11 protein-coding genes are annotated in these 19,242 nt (G+C 41.8%); 5 read left to right on the forward strand and 6 right to left on the reverse strand.

Annotated features, from left to right (window positions below; translation table 11 throughout):
• Positions 1 to 55: 55 nt before the first annotated feature.
• Positions 56 to 1,033, forward strand: coding sequence for a glycoside hydrolase family 43 protein (locus J3L18_RS02460; protein WP_129570665.1), 978 nt, complete (start codon positions 56 to 58; stop codon positions 1,031 to 1,033).
• Positions 1,034 to 1,275: 242 nt separating this feature from the next.
• On the opposite strand, the gene J3L18_RS02465 is transcribed toward J3L18_RS02460, so the two are convergent.
• The 6 genes from J3L18_RS02465 to J3L18_RS02490 form a co-directional block, all read right to left on the reverse strand.
• A complete protein-coding gene (locus J3L18_RS02465; RefSeq protein ID WP_129570664.1) occupies positions 1,276 to 1,611 on the reverse strand; it encodes an L-rhamnose mutarotase in 336 nt (111 codons plus the stop codon).
• A 15-nt stretch (positions 1,612 to 1,626) separates the two neighbouring features.
• Complete coding sequence (locus J3L18_RS02470; protein WP_129570663.1) at positions 1,627 to 2,643, reverse strand: aldo/keto reductase; 1,017 nt, start codon at positions 2,641 to 2,643, stop codon at positions 1,627 to 1,629.
• 18 nt (positions 2,644 to 2,661) lie between these two features.
• Positions 2,662 to 3,930 carry an L-fucose:H+ symporter permease gene (gene fucP / locus J3L18_RS02475; protein WP_129570662.1) on the reverse strand — a complete coding sequence of 423 codons (1,269 nt, stop codon included), beginning with the start codon at positions 3,928 to 3,930 and terminating at the stop codon, positions 2,662 to 2,664.
• A gap of 53 nt (positions 3,931 to 3,983) precedes the next feature.
• Positions 3,984 to 5,936, reverse strand: a complete 1,953-nt coding sequence (locus J3L18_RS02480) for a glycoside hydrolase family 97 protein (RefSeq protein WP_129570661.1) — start codon at positions 5,934 to 5,936, stop codon at positions 3,984 to 3,986.
• A gap of 5 nt (positions 5,937 to 5,941) precedes the next feature.
• On the reverse strand, positions 5,942 to 7,582 hold the full coding sequence (locus tag J3L18_RS02485; RefSeq protein WP_129570660.1) for an alpha-L-fucosidase: 1,641 nt from the start codon (positions 7,580 to 7,582) through the stop codon (positions 5,942 to 5,944).
• A gap of 483 nt (positions 7,583 to 8,065) precedes the next feature.
• Positions 8,066 to 8,953, reverse strand: coding sequence for a helix-turn-helix domain-containing protein (locus tag J3L18_RS02490; RefSeq protein WP_129570659.1), 888 nt, complete (start codon positions 8,951 to 8,953; stop codon positions 8,066 to 8,068).
• A 335-nt stretch (positions 8,954 to 9,288) separates the two neighbouring features.
• Between J3L18_RS02490 and J3L18_RS02495 the strand changes: the two genes are divergently transcribed.
• The 4 genes from J3L18_RS02495 to J3L18_RS02510 all read left to right on the forward strand — a co-directional run bounded on the left by J3L18_RS02495 (position 9,289) and on the right by J3L18_RS02510 (position 19,147).
• Positions 9,289 to 13,443: a hybrid sensor histidine kinase/response regulator transcription factor gene (locus J3L18_RS02495; protein ID WP_129570658.1), complete on the forward strand. Its 4,155-nt coding sequence runs from the start codon at positions 9,289 to 9,291 to the stop codon at positions 13,441 to 13,443.
• Between the two features lie 512 nt (positions 13,444 to 13,955).
• Positions 13,956 to 14,522 carry a glycoside hydrolase family 5 protein gene (locus tag J3L18_RS02500; RefSeq protein ID WP_129570657.1) on the forward strand — a complete coding sequence of 189 codons (567 nt, stop codon included), beginning with the start codon at positions 13,956 to 13,958 and terminating at the stop codon, positions 14,520 to 14,522.
• Between the two features lie 46 nt (positions 14,523 to 14,568).
• On the forward strand, positions 14,569 to 16,725 hold the full coding sequence (locus J3L18_RS02505; protein WP_129570656.1) for a glycoside hydrolase family 3 C-terminal domain-containing protein: 2,157 nt from the start codon (positions 14,569 to 14,571) through the stop codon (positions 16,723 to 16,725).
• Between the two features lie 22 nt (positions 16,726 to 16,747).
• Positions 16,748 to 19,147 (forward strand): glycoside hydrolase family 2 TIM barrel-domain containing protein, encoded by a 2,400-nt coding sequence (locus tag J3L18_RS02510; protein ID WP_129570655.1) that lies wholly within the window; start codon positions 16,748 to 16,750, stop codon positions 19,145 to 19,147.
• Positions 19,148 to 19,242: the final 95 nt, after the last annotated feature.

A 19,242-nucleotide genomic window follows, 5' to 3' on the forward strand; every position in this document is an offset into this window, starting at 1 on the left:
CTTTTTTTACCTATTTTTAAACTCTATTCGATCTGTTAAATAGAAAACAAAATATATGAAGTATACGGTACTGATCCTGATCTTATCCATATTTTTCAATAACCAGGCACGGTCGCAAAACATGATTTCGGGCGGAGACTTTAAGGACACTGACGGAAATCAGATTAATGCTCATGGGGCAGGGGTACTTTATTATAATGAGGTATATTACCTGTTTGGCGAAATTAAAAAAGGCAAAACCTGGCTGGTTCCCGGGCAAAGCTGGGAAGATTACCGGGTCCCTGCAGGCGGGGTATCGTGTTATTCGTCTACAGATCTGAAACATTGGAAAAATCTCGGAACTGCATTAAGATCTGTCACAGGTGACCCGTCAAATGACCTGGATACCGGTAGGGTAATTGAACGGCCCAAGGTGCTTTACAATGAGAAAACCAATAAATTTGTGATGTGGTTCCATAATGACAGAAATGATTATCAGGATTCAAAGGCCGGTATTGCCATAAGCGATTCGCCCGAGGGGCCATATACGTACCTGGGCAGTATCAAACCAAACAATCAAATGCTTAGGGACATGACACTTTTTAAGGATACCGATGGCAAAGCCTACGTTGTTTATTCATCCGAAGATAACAACACTATGCATGTTTGCCTGCTGACAGATGATTATTTGAAGCCAACGGAACATTATACCAGGATTCTGATCGACAGAAACCGCGAAAGCCCGGCACTTTTCAAAAATAACGGCAAATATTTCCTGATCACTTCGGGATGCTCAGGTTGGAGCCCCAATGCGGCATCTTACGCAACTGCCAATAGTATCATGGGGCCGTGGACTGAGATAGGCAACCCCTGCAGCGGTACCAATTCAGAAAAAACGTTCTTTGCACAGGGAAATTATGTTTTGCCGATAAACGGAAAACCTTCAAATTTTATCTTCATGGGAGATCTGTGGAACAAACTTGACCTGGAGAAATCCGGTTATCTGTGGATTCCTTTTGAGGTAATAGACGGCGAAGTGAAAATAAATAACTGATGTGGTGCCGACGATAAATTGGTGTTTAGTCCTTAGCCGAAAGTCATAAACACTAAGTAACCCAATAGCATATAACGGGAAAGACCGCTATGATTTGCGTCTTTCCCGTTATATGCCCGGAATCGGGAGTTGCGTTATGGTTTTAATTTATTTTAAGTCCGCATCTTATGTTGGTGATTGAACGTTGCGCAATGAATCGTTTATCCCTGTTTTTTGCAATATTATCTGTATATCACCGGTGCTTAAAGTTTAAAAATCTGTTTCATGATCACCCATTTTTCTCCTTCTTTTGCCCAGGGGAGGGGCTGTTGAAATAGCCACATAAGTTGCTCCCATTCCTGTACTTTAGGATTTAGCGCATCCATTTCTTCTTTTTTCTTTGACTCAAAATGGTCGCTCGTTTCCATGATCATAAACAACCGGTTTCCCGTGCGATAGATCTGCATATCAAGAATATCCGCGTCCAGTATGCTTTTGCGTACTTCCGGCCAGCTATTTTCAGCCTTATGCCAATGTTCATATTCCGCTATCAATTGCGGATCATCCTTTAAATCGAGGGCCAAACAGTATCTTTTCATAGTGAGATTAAATTTTTACAGATAGGCGGAAGCGTATGATTCGTCAACTAGGCCATATTCTTTCATTTCTTTCCAAAATTGTGTTGGGATCTTTAATGAAGCCAGCGAAATATTTTGTGCAACCCTATTGGGATTTGTGGTATTCAGGGCGATACTTTTAACACCTGGACCATTTAACCCAAAAGCCACGCAGGCATCCGCCGGTTTTATTTTATAATTTTCACATAAGCGATAAAACAACTCTCGCCAACGATGTAAATGTTTGTCTTTTACCGGATCAGTTAGCCGATAGTTATAATAATCAGATCCGGTTAAAAAGCCGCCGTTAAAAACGGCGGAATTAATGATCAAAGTTCCTTGCTTTTCAAGCTCCTGCATAAATTCAATTAATTCTGGCGGATGGCTATGAATTGTCATGCTATTGGCGATCATTACCCAATCCAATTTTACATCCTGTGTTATCATTTTGATAATCCGCCAGTCTTTCGAACCTACACCAATACCTTTTACTTTGCCATCGCGTTTTAATTCAATCAATGCACGGTAAGCGTCCAATATGTCCCGGTAGCGTTGTGCTTGTTCCTGTTTATCTTTTGCTGCATTAAGGTATTCATCGGGGTCATGTACAGATACCAGTTGTGCACGATAATTCCCCAGCAACTCATTTCCCTGTTCATAACATTCCAGGATGCCTTCATAACTTATTCGCTGAACGGCGTCATATTTCAGGTCTCGCCAAACACCCGGTTCAAAAGTAGGTTCGGGACTTTTTAACGCCGTACGCAGCCAGCCCAATTTATTACTGATCAGTACCTCCGATGGGGAGACATTTAGTATTGCCAAAGCCTTTCCCAATGATTCGAGCGCGAGCCCCGCGCCATATTTCCCTGCTGAGTCAAATACAGCCGGTTTAGGAGAATGCCTGATGCTTTCGGCAACAATAGCACATTTAACATCGTCTGGAAGTGCTACATATAAATTTCCTAATCCGCTAGTTCCAAAAATTACTTTAGGTAAATTAATTTCCTGCATATTGAAAATGGAAAATTGTTAAAGGATAGTTGAAACCGGTACATTTTCCGGCCCCACTTTTACACGATGTCCTTTCAATCCAAAAAGGGCCACTACCGCAAAGCATACCAACGGTACCACATAACCATTTTGAATATTGCCAGTTACATCGCTGATATAACCGAATGCCCTTGGCAACACAGCACCACCAACGATAGACATAATGATCAGGCTGCTGCCAAATTCTGTATCTGCCTTCAGATCTTTTATACCCAACGCGAAAATGGTTGGAAACATAATGGACATGAAGAAACAGATCCCAATTACTGTGTAAACCGTGATCATGCCGTGACCAAAAATGGCGATTGCGGATAGCAAAATATTGATACCCGCATAAACTGCAAGTAAAACAGCCGAGCTATAATACCTCATCAGGAAAGTACCAATAAACCTGCCTATTAGGAATGCAGCGCCGCACAAACCAAGATAGTAGGTCGTTTGCACCTCCGTAAGTCCGGCAGATTTCGTGGCATAAAGAATAAACAAACTAAATACACAAACTTGCGCGCCAACATAGAAGAACTGGGCAGCCACACCCCATGCTAAATGACGATGCTTCAGGGCATGGAAAATGTTTTTACTGGCTGCGTGTCCTTCATGCTGCTGGATCCTTGGCAGCCGTGTAAACGCGAAAAGTATGGCAATAAACACCAACACGCTGCCTAATATAAAATAGGGTGTTTTTACTGATGAAGCTTCGGCGGCCAGCGCCAGTTTACGGCCCTCTTCTGTCATTGCGCTTAATTGTGCCGGAGTATAACCTTTTGTCAGTATAATACGCCCGCCAATTATAGGCGCGAGGGTGGCAGCAAGCCCGTTAAATGATTGCGCAAAGTTAAGCCTTTGTGTAGAAGTTGCGGGATCTCCTAATGAAGAAGCATAAGGATTGGCGGCAGTTTCTAAGATGGTTAACCCGCAGGCAATGATAAACAAAGCTACAAGGAAAAATGTGTACTGCTGCGTATTGGCTGCAGGTATAAATAAATAGGAACCAAACGCGAAAATTAGCAGCCCTGTGATAATACCTGTTTTATAACCATATTTTTTCATAATGAACCCCGCAGGTAAAGCCATCACGAAATAGGCTATAAACACCGCAGAATCTACAAGCGTAGCCTGCACTGTGGTAAGCGTAAACGACTTCTTTAAGTGCGGTATCAATATCGGGTCGAGGTTATGTGCAAACCCCCACAGAAAGAATAAGCTGGTTATTAATATAAATGGAAAAAGAGTTTTATTCTTTGTCATGATCTGATCATTGTATTAAACTTTTGTATGCCGGGTTAAAGGTTCTCAATTAATTACTGGGCAGTTATTTTAGCTGCCCATCCGCCTGCTGTATCCATATGGATGTTGATCACGGAATTAGCCGATATCTTTTTTTCAGACCGGGTTAGGCCTTGAGGAGATGACAACACATCGCCCCATGATGATAACGTGTAGTTGCCCGCCGGTAAAAAATCCATTTTCAATTGTACAGTCCTTTCAGAATCGTTTGTCATCGCGCCGATATACCAGTCTTTCCCGTTTCTTTTAGCAATAATGACATATTGGCCCGGGTAACCGCCGAGTACCTTCATGTCATCCCAAACAGTTGGTATATTGTTTAAAAAATCGGATCCGGGCTTGCCTAAAATGTTTTCAGGCGCATCGCAATAAACCATAAACGGACTTTCGTAGATCACGAATTTTGCCAGCTCGGCACATCGGCTGTTCATTACCTGGGTAGGGCTTCCCTTTCTGAAATCGCTTTTCTTTACATTCAGGAATCCGCCGGGAGTATAATCCATTGGCCCGGCCAACATACGGGTGAATGGCAATGTGGTATTATGCCCGGCTGTTATCCTGGTCGAAAATTTGGAATATTCTTCTCCTAAAACTCCTTCGCGGGTTACCATGTTGGGATAGGTCCGCTCAATGCCGTCGGGTTTAAAAGCGCCATGAAAATCAACCATCAAATGATACTTTGCAGCCGTTTGGATGATACGACGGTACCAGTTCACCATTTGCTGATCATCGCGGTCCATGAAATCAATTTTTATTCCTGCAATACCCCATTTTTCGTAAATCGGAAATGCTTTTTCAAAATTGTCATTCCGGTTAACATCCGAGCTATATAACCAAAGCCAGCATTTAACCTTTTTGGCTTTAGCATAGGCTAAAATCTCGGGCATATTTAATTGCGGAGCCACTTTGGTAATATCTGCTTCAGGCTTGTTAAATGGCCCATACCATTGCCAATCAATAAGCATGTAAGGCCAATGTTGTGCCGATGCCAGGTCTATATACTTTTTGATCGTTGGCATGTCAACCTTTACGTCTCCGCTCCACCAGTTATCCCAGGCGCTCATGCCTGGTTTGATCCAGCTGGGATCTTTCAATACGTTAGGTGGGTTCAGGTTCTGTATCAGTTCCGATTCAATTAATTTACCTGGCGAAGCAGCCAGCATCACTACGCGCCAGGGTGTAAACAAATTATTAGTGAAGCGTGCTTTAACACCATTTTCACCTTCACCGGGTAGGGGCGATAGTTTGGTGATCAGGCTAATTTTGTCGGTAGTACCAGTGTCAGTTTTTGAGGATCCTATATAAAACCCCGGATAGTTATCAATATTGGCTTCAGTAAAAGCCGCATAATGATGCTCATCTAATTCTACCAGCAGGGGTAAGCCTGCAATTGTTTTATCAGTAATATGGTTTAGGTTTTTCGGTTGAAATTCGGTTTCCTGGGATGAGGTATAACTACCATAGTCTGCCACCCAGGTTTTTGCTTTTGCTGTTAAGTTAAAAGCGGTGAGCTCCTTTACTATCTGCCGGTCGCCGATTTTATCAGCCCCGAACAACTGGTAGCGAAAAGCAACACCATCGTTATAAGCTCTGAACAATATGTTCATGCGGCGCATTGGCGCTGATTTTTCAACCAGTGATAATTCCAGTTCATTGTAATGATCGGTTACGATACTGTGCTTCGCTTTTACTATCGGCGCCCACGTTTGGTTAACAGAATGCTCCACATGACCGGTTACGGCCATACCGTTGCCAAGAGCCGGTTCATCTTTAAACTCGAAACCGAGTGATGAAGGATGGACGATTGTTAAACCATTGCTGGAAACTGTATATCTCAGGCTGCTGGTGTTGTTTATTTCCACAACGGTTTTTTTATCCGGCGATACCAGCTTAAAAGTTTGCGCCAAAGAAGGAACTGCCAGTGAAACGGCAGTGATCAGGGCGTAACAAATTTTCAGGTTCATCATATAAATTAAACAGCTCCTTCTATTTTTAAAACAAACGCATCTTTACCGGGTGCCTGCTCAGGTAATTTTACTTTAAGACCGGCCTCAGTCTGCTCAAAAGTCAAATTGCCGTTTCCGAGCAAGCTTACACTGCTTACATTGCCTGCTTCATTACCTTTTGCTAACTTTTTAACAACGGCTTCATTCCCGGTTGGCCAACCCAGCATGGTGGCGTAAAGGGTTTTGCCTTTTACGGTAAACCGGATATCTTCGGCTCCGAATGGTTTGCCTTTGCCTTCATTAAAGCCCTGCGCGCTAATTGGAGCCGCTGAATCTGTTGCGGGCCCCTCTCCAAATACTTTCCAGGGGCGGGTGCCATAAATTGCCTCGCTGTTAACCTGCATCCAGGCTCCTATTCCCTCAACAACAGTTCGTTCTTCGCTGTCGATACTTCCGTCTCCCCGTAATGGGACATTTAAAAGCAGGTTACCGTTTTTACTTACAATATCAACCAGGGTATGTACCACTGTTTTGGCACTTTTGTAGCCTTTATTATCAAATATGCGCCGATCATAATGCCAGCCGCCAATACAAGTATCGGTTTGCCACGGTAAAGGTTCTATCTGGTTACTTTGGCCACGTTCTATATCCCATATCATGCATTTACGTTGCTGCTCATTCAATACTTTAGCAAACAGTGCGGCCTGCAACTTTCCATGCTTTTTAATGCTGGTATTGTACATATGCGCCGCTATTTTTAAACCGGCGTCGCTCACCGGCCATAGGGGCAAGGCTGTATCATCAAAATAAATCAGTTCTGGGCCGTATTTATCTATCAGCTCAATGGTTCGGTTCAAAAACTTATCGCAATAAGCCTTGCTGGGCACGCTTGCGCCGTTGCCCCAGTCCCAATGGCTGCCCATACTGTTGTTATCGAGGCTGTCCTTACTTAACGGATGGTTTTGTGCATATAATTCCTGTGGGTCGTAACCGTTCCACCATTTACCTGCACCATCAGCTTTGGTAAGCTTGCCATCATAAGGTACGCCTGCCAACGGGCCGGTTTTATCCGCGCGCTGGGCAACCTCGTACCAGGTCCAGGGGTGGGAGGCGTGTACGGTTACGCCAAAAGGCAAACCATGCTCTTTAGCTGCTTTGGCCCAGCCGCCTATCAGGTCTTTTTTGGGGCCAAGTTTAGTGGAGTTCCAGCTTTGGTATTTGCTGTCATAAAGGTCAAAATTATCATGGTGATTGGCCAGTGCCATAAAATATTTGGCACCGGCTTTTTTATATAGGCCAACCAACTCGTCAGGGTTCCAGTTTTCGGCTTTCCATTCATTAATAACGTCTTTAAAACCGAATTTGGAAGGATGTCCATATTTTTGGACGTGATATTTATACTGATCGCTGCCTTCCTGGTACATGCCGCGTGCATACCAGTCACCACGTTCCGGTTGGCATTGCGGGCCCCAATGCGCCCACATCCCAAACTTTGCATCGCGAAACCAGTCCGGCACCTGGTACTGAGCCAATGAATCCCAATTTGGTTTAAACGGCCCAGAAATAGTTTCAGTGTTTGTTTGCAGTAAACTGCTACCAAATACCTTTGACAGATACAGAGATGAGAGTCCCGTGGCCATGCCTTTTATTAATGTTCTTCTTTTCATAATTGAGTTTGGAAGTTTTGAAAAAGTACCTATCTGGATCAGCTATGCAAACGAGCAGCCAGGCCTTTAAGTAAATTTCTATATGTCATTATCTATAATTGGTTGATGAGCAATTCACGTTAAATTGATCATCAATCAAATTTCTTTGAAATAATATTCAAATAGTTGACCTAATGGGACTTTTTTTTATACAAACCCGACTTTTTGAATGATTAATATTACGATTGGAGTTGAGATTGATAAAAGGATCGGATACTACTTAAATCATATTATTTTTCAGGTTTGCCTATAAATAGCTTATTTATTGAGAATTACTTAATAATGGAAATTAAGCGTTTGTTTACGCCATATCAGGATGCGTAGTGAAGGAAGGTTTGGGAACGGGATTGTAAAAATGAAATCATTGGCTGTTTCAGACCATGCTGTTCTCGGGTTGTGGCATTATTGATGAAAAAAAGCGATAATGATAAGTAGGTATGAACGCTAATGATTGAAGCCAACCTGGTACATCTGTTTTTTATATTCACTGGGCGACATACCGGTTAGCTTTTTGAATGTTTTGGAAAAATAAGAAAGGTTATCAAACCCGGTTTGTGTGCAGATCTCTGAGTAAGCCATTCTGCTTGTTGCCATCAGATATTGTGCACGTTCAATTCGTTTTTCATTTATATAATTTAATGGCCTGGTTCCTGTGTGCTGCTTAAATTGCCTTGAAAAGTAATCGACATTTTGATTTGCCCGGGATGCAAGCAGGTTTACGGAAAGATCCATATGTAAATTAACAAGGATATAATTTAAGGTTTCCGCAATTTTAATGGGTATAGATTTATGTTCCGGATGTTTAAATAATTGTGGGTTAAGGAACTTTGCGGTTAACATCATGAGGATACCCTGGGTTTCCAGGTACACGGAAGTGTTTTGTTGATTATTAAGTTCCTGATATTCCTTATAGTAGATATCTTTTTCATACACCTTAGGATTGTCTGACCGGTTAATTCCCCTCCCCGGGTTAATTTCAAGCAGTCTGTTAAAAAGGTTTATATCCATTTCGGTGGCCATTGTTTTCAATACAACCCTGTGATTAGCAAAAAGCGAACTTCCATCTATCGAATCTTCAAAAAACTGTACAAAATACTGGCCCAGGTAATCGTTGCAACTTAAATTACATAGGGTGAAGCTTGGAACGATGTACAAATAACCCGGTTCAAGTTTTAGCGAACTGGCTGCATCTGAAATTTCACCTTCTCCATCATCTATATAATAAATGCGATAGTAAGGGCTGATCACATTCCTGTAATTCCATTTTGGGTTTAACCTTACATAATCAACGTTAAGGAGCGAGAAAGTATGCTTTAAATTCCTTTTAATCATCTGAACTACAAATATGCAAATTGATTTGACACACCTAAAAGTATATGAGTGGTTTAAAGATTATGAAGTCGGTTTTTTACAAAAAAAAGTCCATTTAAATCAAAATTTGAATGCTTATTTTACTGTAGGTTTGAATTAACCAATATAAGCGGTAAAAGAATAGGCTTTCCTTTTTAACGGTTGGTGGAAGTTTGAAAGTATCCTCATAATCGGGGGTTTTTGGATTTATACGTTCAAAATAGGATATTTACTAAAGCCATATTAAAAAAGACTTGTTTTTGTGAAGATAGTCTAACCTATTGATCGAACTTTATGAGTACCCCTATCCCTAAGCTATGAGATATAAATTATCCATAAGCATGCTTGTTTTACTATTGACGCTGCGTGTCGCTTTTGCACAAAATGGTAAATATCAGTTTTCGCAGTTAAACCGAAGTAATGGCTTATCGCACAACCAGGTAAACTGCATTTATAAAGACTCCGAAGGTTTTATGTGGTTCGGAACTGCATCAGGGCTTAACCGTTATGATGGCTACAGTTTTAAAATATTCAAGCATGACGCAAATAACAAAAAGTCGCTTAATGATGATTTTGTAAGCGGTATTTTTGAAGGACCCGGCAAAAAATTATGGGTATCAACCCGCGGAGGATACTGTTTTTATGATCCGGAAACGGAACAGTTTGACAGTGATATGTCGGTAATGACGCGCTCGTTAAAGGTTCCCGGATATCCTAACGTATCTAAAATAATTCGCGGTGGTAAGGGCGAGTTTTGGCTGGTGTGCCCGGATTCCGGTCTGTACAGGCATAATGAAATAAACAAAACAACCCGTCGGTATTATCATCACCGTTCAGGTGCGTCATTGTATTCAAATTTTATCTCAGATATAACACTGGATGCAACCGGCAATGTTTGGGTGGTGTACCGTAACGGCATCGTTGAGATGTTCGATATCAAACAAAACAAAATTACTTATCATACCGAGGTATTTAATAAAGCCGTTAATAACAAAGATGCTTATTACGCTATTACTGTGGATAAGGACAATGATTTATGGTTTTACACACCTGGTTTTTACGCCAACGCGTATTATTACAGCCCCTCAAGCAGGGCGTTCAGGCCTATCGCTAACGAACCTTCGGGGCTCAAATTAAAATCTAATATCATCAGCAACATTATCCAGGCCGATGACGGCCTGATATGGATAGCAACCGACCACGGCGGTATAAATTTGTTAGATAAAAAAACTTTCACATTTACCTATTTATTGAACAGGGAAGATGATGCCAAATCATTAAGTCAAAACAGCGTTATCAACCTTTATAAAGACGATTCGGGTATTATGTGGGCAGGCACCTTTAAAGAAGGTGTAAGCTATTATCACAAAAATATTATCCGGTTCCCATTGTACAGGCACTTCGCTTCAGACCCTAAAAGTTTGGGCTTCGAAGATGCTAACAAGTTTGTTGAAGATAAAAATGGGAACATTTGGATTGGTACAAACGGGGGAGGCTTAATTTACTTTAACCGTGAAACCGGCAGTTTTAAGCAGTATAAGTATGAACCAGGAAATGCAAACAGTCTCAGCAATGATATTATTGTCAGTTTATGTATCGATCATGATCAAAAATTGTGGATAGGGACATATTTTGGCGGCCTGGACTGCTTTGACGGAAAAACGTTTACCCATTATAAACATAACGATAAGATAGCGGGGAGCCTTGCCGATAACCGGGTGATGAGTATTTTCGAAGATTCATCGCATAAGTTATGGATAGGGACATTTGCATCCGGGCTCCAGATACTTGACAGGGAAAAAAAGAAATTTTCCCCTCCCTTTAAACAAACAGATATCAGGTGTCTTTACGTTTCTGCTCTGTTTGAAGACCGCAAAGGCAATATTTGGGTTGGAGGATACTTTGGTATCGATGTGATTTTAAAAAATACAGGCAGGTTTATTCATTACAGCATAAATAAAGATGATCCTAACAGCTTAATCAGTAATACAATCAACTGCATTAACCAGGACAGGCACGGCTTGATCTGGATAGCTACACGCTACGGATTAAGCATACTTAACGCCGAAACCAACAAGTTCACATCACTAACAAAGCGAAACGGATTACCAGATAATGCCATATTGCAAATACTGGAAGATAGCAAAGGAAGAATGTGGTTTAGTACTGCTAATGGTTTAAGCAGGGTAACGCTTATTGCCCAAAAGGCTCCTTACGCTTTTAGGTTTGAGAATTTTGATGAAACGGATGGTTTGCAAGGCAGGGAATTTAATGACCAGGCAGGGCTCAAAACCCGCAAGGGCGAACTTATATTTGGCGGCGGGCATGGTTTCAATATTTTCGACCCGTTAGCCATACATGCCAATACCAACAAGCCTAAACTAACTTTTACTGATTTTTTGCTGTATAACAAAAGTATTAAAGCCAATGAAGAAGTTAACGGACATGTGGTATTGTCAAAAGCTATTTCGGCAACCCGCGAGCTGACACTGACACACAGCGAAAATGTATTTACCATTGAGTTTGCCGCGCTTAATTTCTTTAATCCCAACAAAGTAAAACATCAGTATATGCTGGAAGGCTTTGATAAGGATTGGATTGATGCCGATAATGCTACGCGAAAAGCTACCTACACCAACCTTGATGGCGGCGATTATACTTTTAAAGTACGGGCGGTTAGCCAGGAAGGGCGGTGGGACCCTGATTATATCACATTAAAAATTAAGGTATTGCCCCCGTTCTGGAAATCGACAATAGCTTATTTTATTTATATATTACTTTTATTTGGGATCCTATTTTTCATGCGCCGGCGCGGAATTCAAAAAATAAGAAGGCAGTTTGAAATCGAAAAGGAGAAACGCGAGGCTAAATTGTTAATTGAAAATGAGCGGCAGGAAGCCAGGCGTATGCATGAACTTGATATGATGAAAATTAAGTTCTTCACCAATGTAAGCCATGAGTTCCGGACCCCTTTATCATTGATCATGGCACCTGTTGATAAGATTTTAAAGCAAACCGAGGCCGAAGAGCAGAGAAATCAGTTGCAATTAATTAACCGCAATGCCAAACGGTTACTAAATATGGTAAACCAGTTGCTTGATTTCAGGAAAATGGAGGTGCAGGAACTTAGGCTGCATGCACGGAGTGGTGATATTATCAATTTTATTAAGGAAATGGTTTACTCGTTCTCGGATGTTGCTGAGAAAAAACATATCAGGCTGGTATTCGATTCGGAAATTCAAAACCTGATTATCAACTTTGATCACGATAAAATCGAACGCATCATCTTCAATCTGCTTTCTAATGCTTTTAAGTTTACACCTGATGGCGGACATATAAGCGTTTTATTGGCGATACTCGAAAAGGACTCTGGAAAGCAACAGCTTGAGATAAAGGTTATTGATACGGGTATTGGTATTCCGTTAGATAAGCAGGACAGAATTTTTGAGCGCTTTTTTCAAAACGAAGTGCCAGGATCTATGGTTAACCAGGGTAGTGGTATAGGGCTGTCAATAACTAAAGAATTTGTAAAGCTGCACAACGGTGAAATATTAGTGCAAAGTGAACCCGGACAAGGCAGTTATTTTACTATACTTTTACCTGTTGATTTAGTAACAGAGGAAGAAGTATCGATAAATGAACTTGATTTCCCGCGGACAGCGGTATCCGAAAATACCGATTGGGTACAGATGGGAGGCAGCAATTCAATTAAGAAGCTTTCTGTTTTACTGGTTGAAGACAATGAGGATTTTCGTTTTTATTTGAAAGACAATTTAAATGAAACTTTTAACATCATCGAAGCTGCTAATGGAAAGGAAGGATGGCAGAAAACCCTGGCCCTTCATCCCAACCTTGTAGTTAGCGATATTAGCATGCCTGAGATGAATGGCATTGATTTATGCCGGAAAATACGAAACGATAAACGTACATCACATATACCAGTTGTGTTGCTTACTGCTGTTACAGATGAAGAACAGCAATTGCAGGGACTTGAAACGGGTGCCAATGATTACCTGACCAAGCCTTTCAATTTCGAAATCCTGACTTCTAAATTAAAGAACATACTGGCCATGCAACAAGATATGCGTAAAACCTATCAAAAGCAGCTTGATGTTAAACCAACTGAGGTAGAAACCGAATCTCTTGATGAATCGTTTATAAAAAAAACGGTACAAATAATCGAAAAAAACATTGACAACGCCGAATTCTCGGTAGAGGAATTGAGCAGCGAATTATGTGTGAGCCGCGTAACCCTGTATAAAAGATCGCTGGCTTTAACAGGAAAATCTCCCGTAGATCTGATCCGAACCATCCGCCTCAAACGTGCAGCACAGTTGCTTGAGAATTCACAGTTAACTATATCACAGATCTCCTACAAAGTAGGCTTTAAAAGCCAAAAGTATTTTGTACGATGCTTCAAGGCCGAATTTAATTGTCTCCCTTCTGCGTACGTCAGCAACAAGAACAAATAAATTTCTTATAAGCCTTCAACCAGTTTTACCGCAAGGGAATTGCATTTATTATTTTTTAAAACGATTTACCTGATTTTGCTATTGGTTTAACTTGATGCTTTTTGACCTTTTTGTTAAATTTAATACAACATCTGTTTCACTTATGACCGATTATCGGGTGTGAATCTACTTTAACGTTCTGTAAATAAGTGTAGTATGTGGTTTTAACATTTGTGTCCCCATTTGTGAACAATCGATTGCATCCCGACATTTAGATTAGCAGCGTAATTCAATGTTTCTTTATTGTAAAATGCAATTAAAGTTGGGCATTGCTTAAGCCAATTTTCAAACCTGCTTAATTTACTATGATGTTAAAACGTATACTTTGGTGTACTACTGTTATTTTTTCGATTGCTTCTCCGCTCAAGGCCGCTTATTGCAATAGTCCTCAAAAGGCAATAAAAGATACAGCCGTTATCAGAACAATCTATCCCTCATACAATATATCGCCCAAAGCTCCCGATAAAACGAGAATGGATAACACTGCAGTTCAACGGACAGCAAATATCAAATTGGGCTGGAACATCGGCAACACAATGGAAGCGCCCGGCGCCGAAACCGGCTGGGGCAATCCTTTAATCACAGAAGATTATATCAAGTTGGTTAAGCGGAGCGGTTTTAACGCTATTCGTATCCCTTGTGCCTGGGATCAATATTCAGATAAAAAAACTGCCAAAATACAGGATGCCTGGTTAAAACGCGTAAAACACGTAATACGATATTGTGTAGAAAACGATATGTATGTGTTGCTCAATATTCACTGGGATGGAGGTTGGCTTGAAAATAATATTACTCCGGCAAAACAGGATTCTGTTAACGGTAAACAAAAAGCGTTTTGGGAACAAATTGCAACGGCAATGCGCGATTTTGATGAACATTTGATGTTTGCCAGCGCCAACGAACCCAGTACAAATGATGCCGCCCAAATGTCGGTACTGCTTTCATATCACCAAACGTTTGTGAACGCGGTGAGGTCAACAGGTGGCAGAAACAGTTACCGGGTGTTAATTGTCCAGGGCCGTCGGCTATCGAAATCATAGCCGCTGATAAATAATGTTTAACAAAGGATTTAAAGAAATAATGTTTATGAAATGCATAGTTACTTGTTTTATTGCTCTTCTATTTTTCGGCAGTGTATCTGCACAAAACAAAAACGAGGCTGCCCTTAAATTAAAGATCAATAGGATCATCAAAAAGATGACACTTGAAGAGAAAATAGCAATGTTGCACGGCAACGCTTTATTTTCTTCGGCAGGTGTGCCCCGTTTAGGTATCCCTGAATTGACCTGTGACGACGGGCCATTAGGCGTGCGCGAAGAAATTAAACGTTTTGACTGGGCTTCGGCTAACTGGACAACCGATTCGGCTACGTTCTTACCCAATGGTTCGGCAATAGCTGCCACCTGGAACCCTATAATGGCCAATAAATATGGCGTGGTAATAGGAGAGGAAGCGAATGCCCGAAAAAAAAATGTAATGCTTGCACCGGCATTTAATATCTGCAGGATGCCTCTTTGCGGCCGTACTTATGAATATTACTCAGAAGACCCTTATTTAAACAGCCAGTTGGCCATTCAATCGGTAAAAGGGATTCAAAGTCAGCACGTGGCTGCCTGCATTAAACACTTTGCAGCTAATAACCAGGAACTCGACCGCGATAGTGTAAATACAATAGTTGATGAAAGAGCTCTACAGGAAATCTATTTCCCGGCTTTTAAAGCCGCCGTTCAGCAGGGCAATGCTTATACCGTTATGTCGGCTTATAATAAGTTAAATGGTTATTGGTGTTCTGAAAATGGGTATTTATTAAACAAAGTTTTAAAAGGAGACTGGGGCTTTAAAGGCGTAGTTATGTCTGACTGGGCCGGCACACATCATACCGTCGCGGCGGCAAATAACGGCCTGGATATTGAAATGGGTTCAAGTGGACCTTATGATCAATGGTATCTGGCTAAACCATTGCTTGCCGCTGTTAAAGCCGGGGAGGTTTCAGTAAAAACTATTGACGATAAAGTGGGCAGGATTTTATGGCTCATGTACCATACATCTATGAGTACCAACCATCCAAAAGGGGCTATCGCAACACCGGAGCACACTAAAGCCGCATATGATATCGCCTCAGAATCCATAGTTCTGTTGAAAAACGATAAACAATTATTGCCTTTAAAAACAAGTGAGATCAAACGCATCGCAGTTATAGGGGATAATGCCGTACGTACTTTCGCCTTAGGAGGATATGGCGCGGGTGTAAAAGCAAAATATGAGGTTACCGCATTTGAAGGGATAAAGTCAAGGTTCGGTAAAACCCCCGATATCAGGTTTGCACAGGGTTACAGGGCAAAGTACCAGGCGAGTAAAACTGCTGAACAAAATGGTGACTATAATAAACCCGACCAGGACCTGATTAATGAAGCCGTAGCACTTGCTAAAAGCAGTGATGTTGTCATTTTGTGTATTGGTTCAAACCGTGAATACGAAAGTGAAGCCCATGATCGTAAAAGCCTGGAATTGCCTTTTGGTGAACAGGCTTTGGTTAACGCCGTAAGTGCCGTTAATCCAAATACTGTTATTGTAGTAATGGCTGGCGCGCCATTTGACCTGAACGAAATCAAAAAATCAAATCACACTATTGTTTGGTCATGGTTTAACGGCTCAGAAGCCGGCAACGCGCTCGCCGATGTGTTAAAAGGGACTATAAACCCGTCGGGTAAGCTGCCAATTACCTTCCCTGCTTCGTTAAATGATTCGCCGGCGTTTAATTTAAATACCTATCCGGGCAATAATCTCACAGCCGAATATAAGGAGGGAATATTGGTTGGTTATCGTTGGTATGATACTAAAAATATAGTGCCGCTGTTCCCATTTGGTTATGGCCTTTCTTATACCGATTTTTCTGTCAGCAAACTTTCCACAGATAAATCAATTTATAAAAAAGACGAAACGATCCATGCGAAGTTTACGATCAAAAATACAGGAGGAAGAAATGGTGCCGAAGTTGTGCAGCTGTATGTGAATGACCCGGTTTGTTCGGTACAGCGCCCTGAAAAAGAGCTCAAAGCATTTAAAAAGATATTTTTAAAGGCCGGCGAAACAAAGACGATAGAAATGCAGGTTAAAACTGGAGATCTGGCATTTTATGATGAAGCAAAAAAAGGCTGGAACACAGAAGCCGGCGAATACGTTCTCGAGTTAGGTAATTCATCCCGTAATATTATTCTCAAAACAAAGATTACGGTTAAATAACTGTTTTAAGCATATTACTTTTATGAAAAAAATAACAATAGTCATCTTGCTTTTGGCTTACAGTGTTGTAAGTTTCGCCCAGTCTTCCGGGCGAAAACAATTGTTTGATTACAATTGGAAATTTAACCTGGGTGACGATTCGTTGGCACGGTTTCGGGATTTTAATGATAATACATGGCGTAACCTTGACTTGCCGCATGATTGGAGCATTGAAGGGAGCGTAAGCCTCAAAAATCCAACGGGAGGTGCGGGCGGTTATTTCCCGGCGGGTATTGGCTGGTATAGAAAAACGTTCACAGTAGCTCCTGAATGGAAAGGAAAAAGCATTTCCGTTTATTTTGAGGGCGTTTACATGAACTCGGAGGTTTTTATCAATGGTAAATCCCTTGGTATTCGGCCTTATGGTTATTCGTCATTTAGGTATGATCTTTCGCCTTACCTGGATTTTAACAAAGAGAATGTGATAGCCGTACGCGTGGATAATTCACAGCAAGTAAACAGCAGATGGTATAGTGGTTCAGGAATCTACCGCCATGTGTGGCTTGACGTTACCAATCCCTTACACATAGCCGATTGGGGAGTAGCCATTACAACACCCGAAGTCTCTTCAAAGCAGGCTTCGGTACAGGTTAAGGCTACGATAAAAAACGAAACCGGCTTTCCGCAGCGCATCGCTGTTAACACCCGGCTGCTATCCGTAAGCTTTAAAGATGCGGGAAATAATACAACAAAGGTAGAGTTACCGGCACACAGCGAAAAAGAGGTTACTCAAATTATAAAAGTATCGAAGCCATTATTATGGACACCGGAAACCCCTTATTTATATCAGGCCCAAATCCAGGTATCAAAAGGTGATGAAAAAATAGATGAGACAAAGACCACTTTGGGCATCCGCTCAATAAAGTTTACGCCGGAAAAAGGTTTCCAGCTTAATAGTAAAACCGTGAAGATCAGCGGCGGATGTGTCCATCATGACAACGGGTGCCTTGGTGCCGCTGCTTTTGACCGGGCCGAGGAACGTAAAGTTGAGTTAATGAAAGCTGCCGGTTTCAACGCTGTGCGTACATCTCATAATCCACCGTCCGAAGCTTTTTTAGAAGCTTGCGACAGGTTAGGTTTATTAGTTATTGATGAGGCTTTTGATGGCTGGCGAGTTGGTAAAAACAAACACGACTATTCGGTATATTTTGATAAATGGTCGAAACTTGATCTGGAAACAATGGTGCTTCGCGACAGGAACCATCCTTCAATTTTTATGTGGAGCATCGGTAATGAGGTTGTTGAGAGAAACAAGCCGGAGGCTGTTGTGACCGCTAAAATGCTTGCAGGTATTGTTAAAGGTATAGATAGCACACGACCGGTAACATCGGCAATTGTAAAGTGGGGCAATGACTGGGAATCTTTAGATCCGCTTATGGCAGCTCATGATGTTTGCGGCTATAATTACCAACTGCAAGGTGCTCCCGCTGATCATAAAAGGGTGCCCTCCCGTGTTATTTTTCAGACGGAATCATACCCGCGAGATGCTTTTGCCAATTGGAAGCTGGTACAAAACAATAGTTATATTATTGGCGATTTTGTATGGACAGCGATAGATTATTTAGGCGAATCGGGAATCGGCCGCTGGTATTATTCGGGCGATGTGCCAGGAGAACATTGGGAAAACGATTTCTTTCCGTGGCATGGTGCGTATTGCGGAGATATAGATTTAACCGGATGGAGAAAACCGATTTCGCACTACCGCAGCATGTTGTACAACGATAAGGAAAAGCTGTACATGGCTGTCCGCGAGCCAAAGCCCGAACCACTGGAAATCAAAGAGACCTGGTGGTCGGTATGGCCTACCTGGGAAAGCTGGACATGGCCAGGCTTTGAGGGGCGAACTTTAGACGTAGAAGTATATTCCAAATATCCCAAAGTAAGGCTTTACTTCAATGACAAACTTCTCGGCGAAAAGTCTACAACAGTAAATCAGGAGTTTAAAGCTACTTTCTCGGTACCCTATACGCCAGGGACCCTCAAAGCAGTGGGCGTTGAAAATGATAAAGAAATTGAATCAACTACGCTGCAAACCTCAGGTTCCGCTGCTAAGATCAGGCTCATTGCCGACCGTAGGCAGCTATTGCCGAATGGGCAGGACCTATCCTATGTTTCAATTGAAATCACTGATAAGGATGGCGTACTACAACCAAACGCATCAGATCGACTTCAATTTAAAATTGAAGGGCCTGGTGTAATAGCCGGAGCGGATAATGCGAATGTCAAGGACACCGACCCATATACAGGCAATTCGCGCAAAGCCTGGCATGGCCGGGCCATGGTGGTAATCAGGAGCACTCATAATGCCGGCGATATTAAGCTTACCGTTAGTTCAGCAAGTTTATCTGAAGCAACTATCGCCCTTAAAGCGCTCACACATTGACACAGGGGAAACACGCAGGGAACGCGCCAATTATTGATATATCAAAAAAGAACATGAACGTCCGGCCAATATGGCTAAAATCAAATAAGAATATA

The sequence above is a fragment of the Mucilaginibacter gossypii genome (assembly GCF_017569325.2).
GTDB classification, from domain to species: domain Bacteria; phylum Bacteroidota; class Bacteroidia; order Sphingobacteriales; family Sphingobacteriaceae; genus Mucilaginibacter; species Mucilaginibacter gossypii.

Bases quoted from the DNA above. Each gene is read 5' to 3' on its own strand.
- J3L18_RS02460 (WP_129570665.1), top strand. From the start codon at position 56: ATGAAGTATACGGTACTGATCCTGATCTTATCCATATTTTTCAATAAC.
- J3L18_RS02465 (WP_129570664.1), bottom strand. From the start codon at position 1,611: ATGAAAAGATACTGTTTGGCCCTCGATTTAAAGGATGATCCGCAATTG.
- J3L18_RS02470 (WP_129570663.1), bottom strand. From the start codon at position 2,643: ATGCAGGAAATTAATTTACCTAAAGTAATTTTTGGAACTAGCGGATTA.
- fucP (WP_129570662.1), bottom strand. From the start codon at position 3,930: ATGACAAAGAATAAAACTCTTTTTCCATTTATATTAATAACCAGCTTA.
- J3L18_RS02480 (WP_129570661.1), bottom strand. From the start codon at position 5,936: ATGATGAACCTGAAAATTTGTTACGCCCTGATCACTGCCGTTTCACTG.
- J3L18_RS02485 (WP_129570660.1), bottom strand. From the start codon at position 7,582: ATGAAAAGAAGAACATTAATAAAAGGCATGGCCACGGGACTCTCATCT.
- J3L18_RS02490 (WP_129570659.1), bottom strand. From the start codon at position 8,953: ATGATTAAAAGGAATTTAAAGCATACTTTCTCGCTCCTTAACGTTGAT.
- J3L18_RS02495 (WP_129570658.1), top strand. From the start codon at position 9,289: ATGAGATATAAATTATCCATAAGCATGCTTGTTTTACTATTGACGCTG.
- J3L18_RS02500 (WP_129570657.1), top strand. From the start codon at position 13,956: ATGGATAACACTGCAGTTCAACGGACAGCAAATATCAAATTGGGCTGG.
- J3L18_RS02505 (WP_129570656.1), top strand. From the start codon at position 14,569: ATGAAATGCATAGTTACTTGTTTTATTGCTCTTCTATTTTTCGGCAGT.
- J3L18_RS02510 (WP_129570655.1), top strand. From the start codon at position 16,748: ATGAAAAAAATAACAATAGTCATCTTGCTTTTGGCTTACAGTGTTGTA.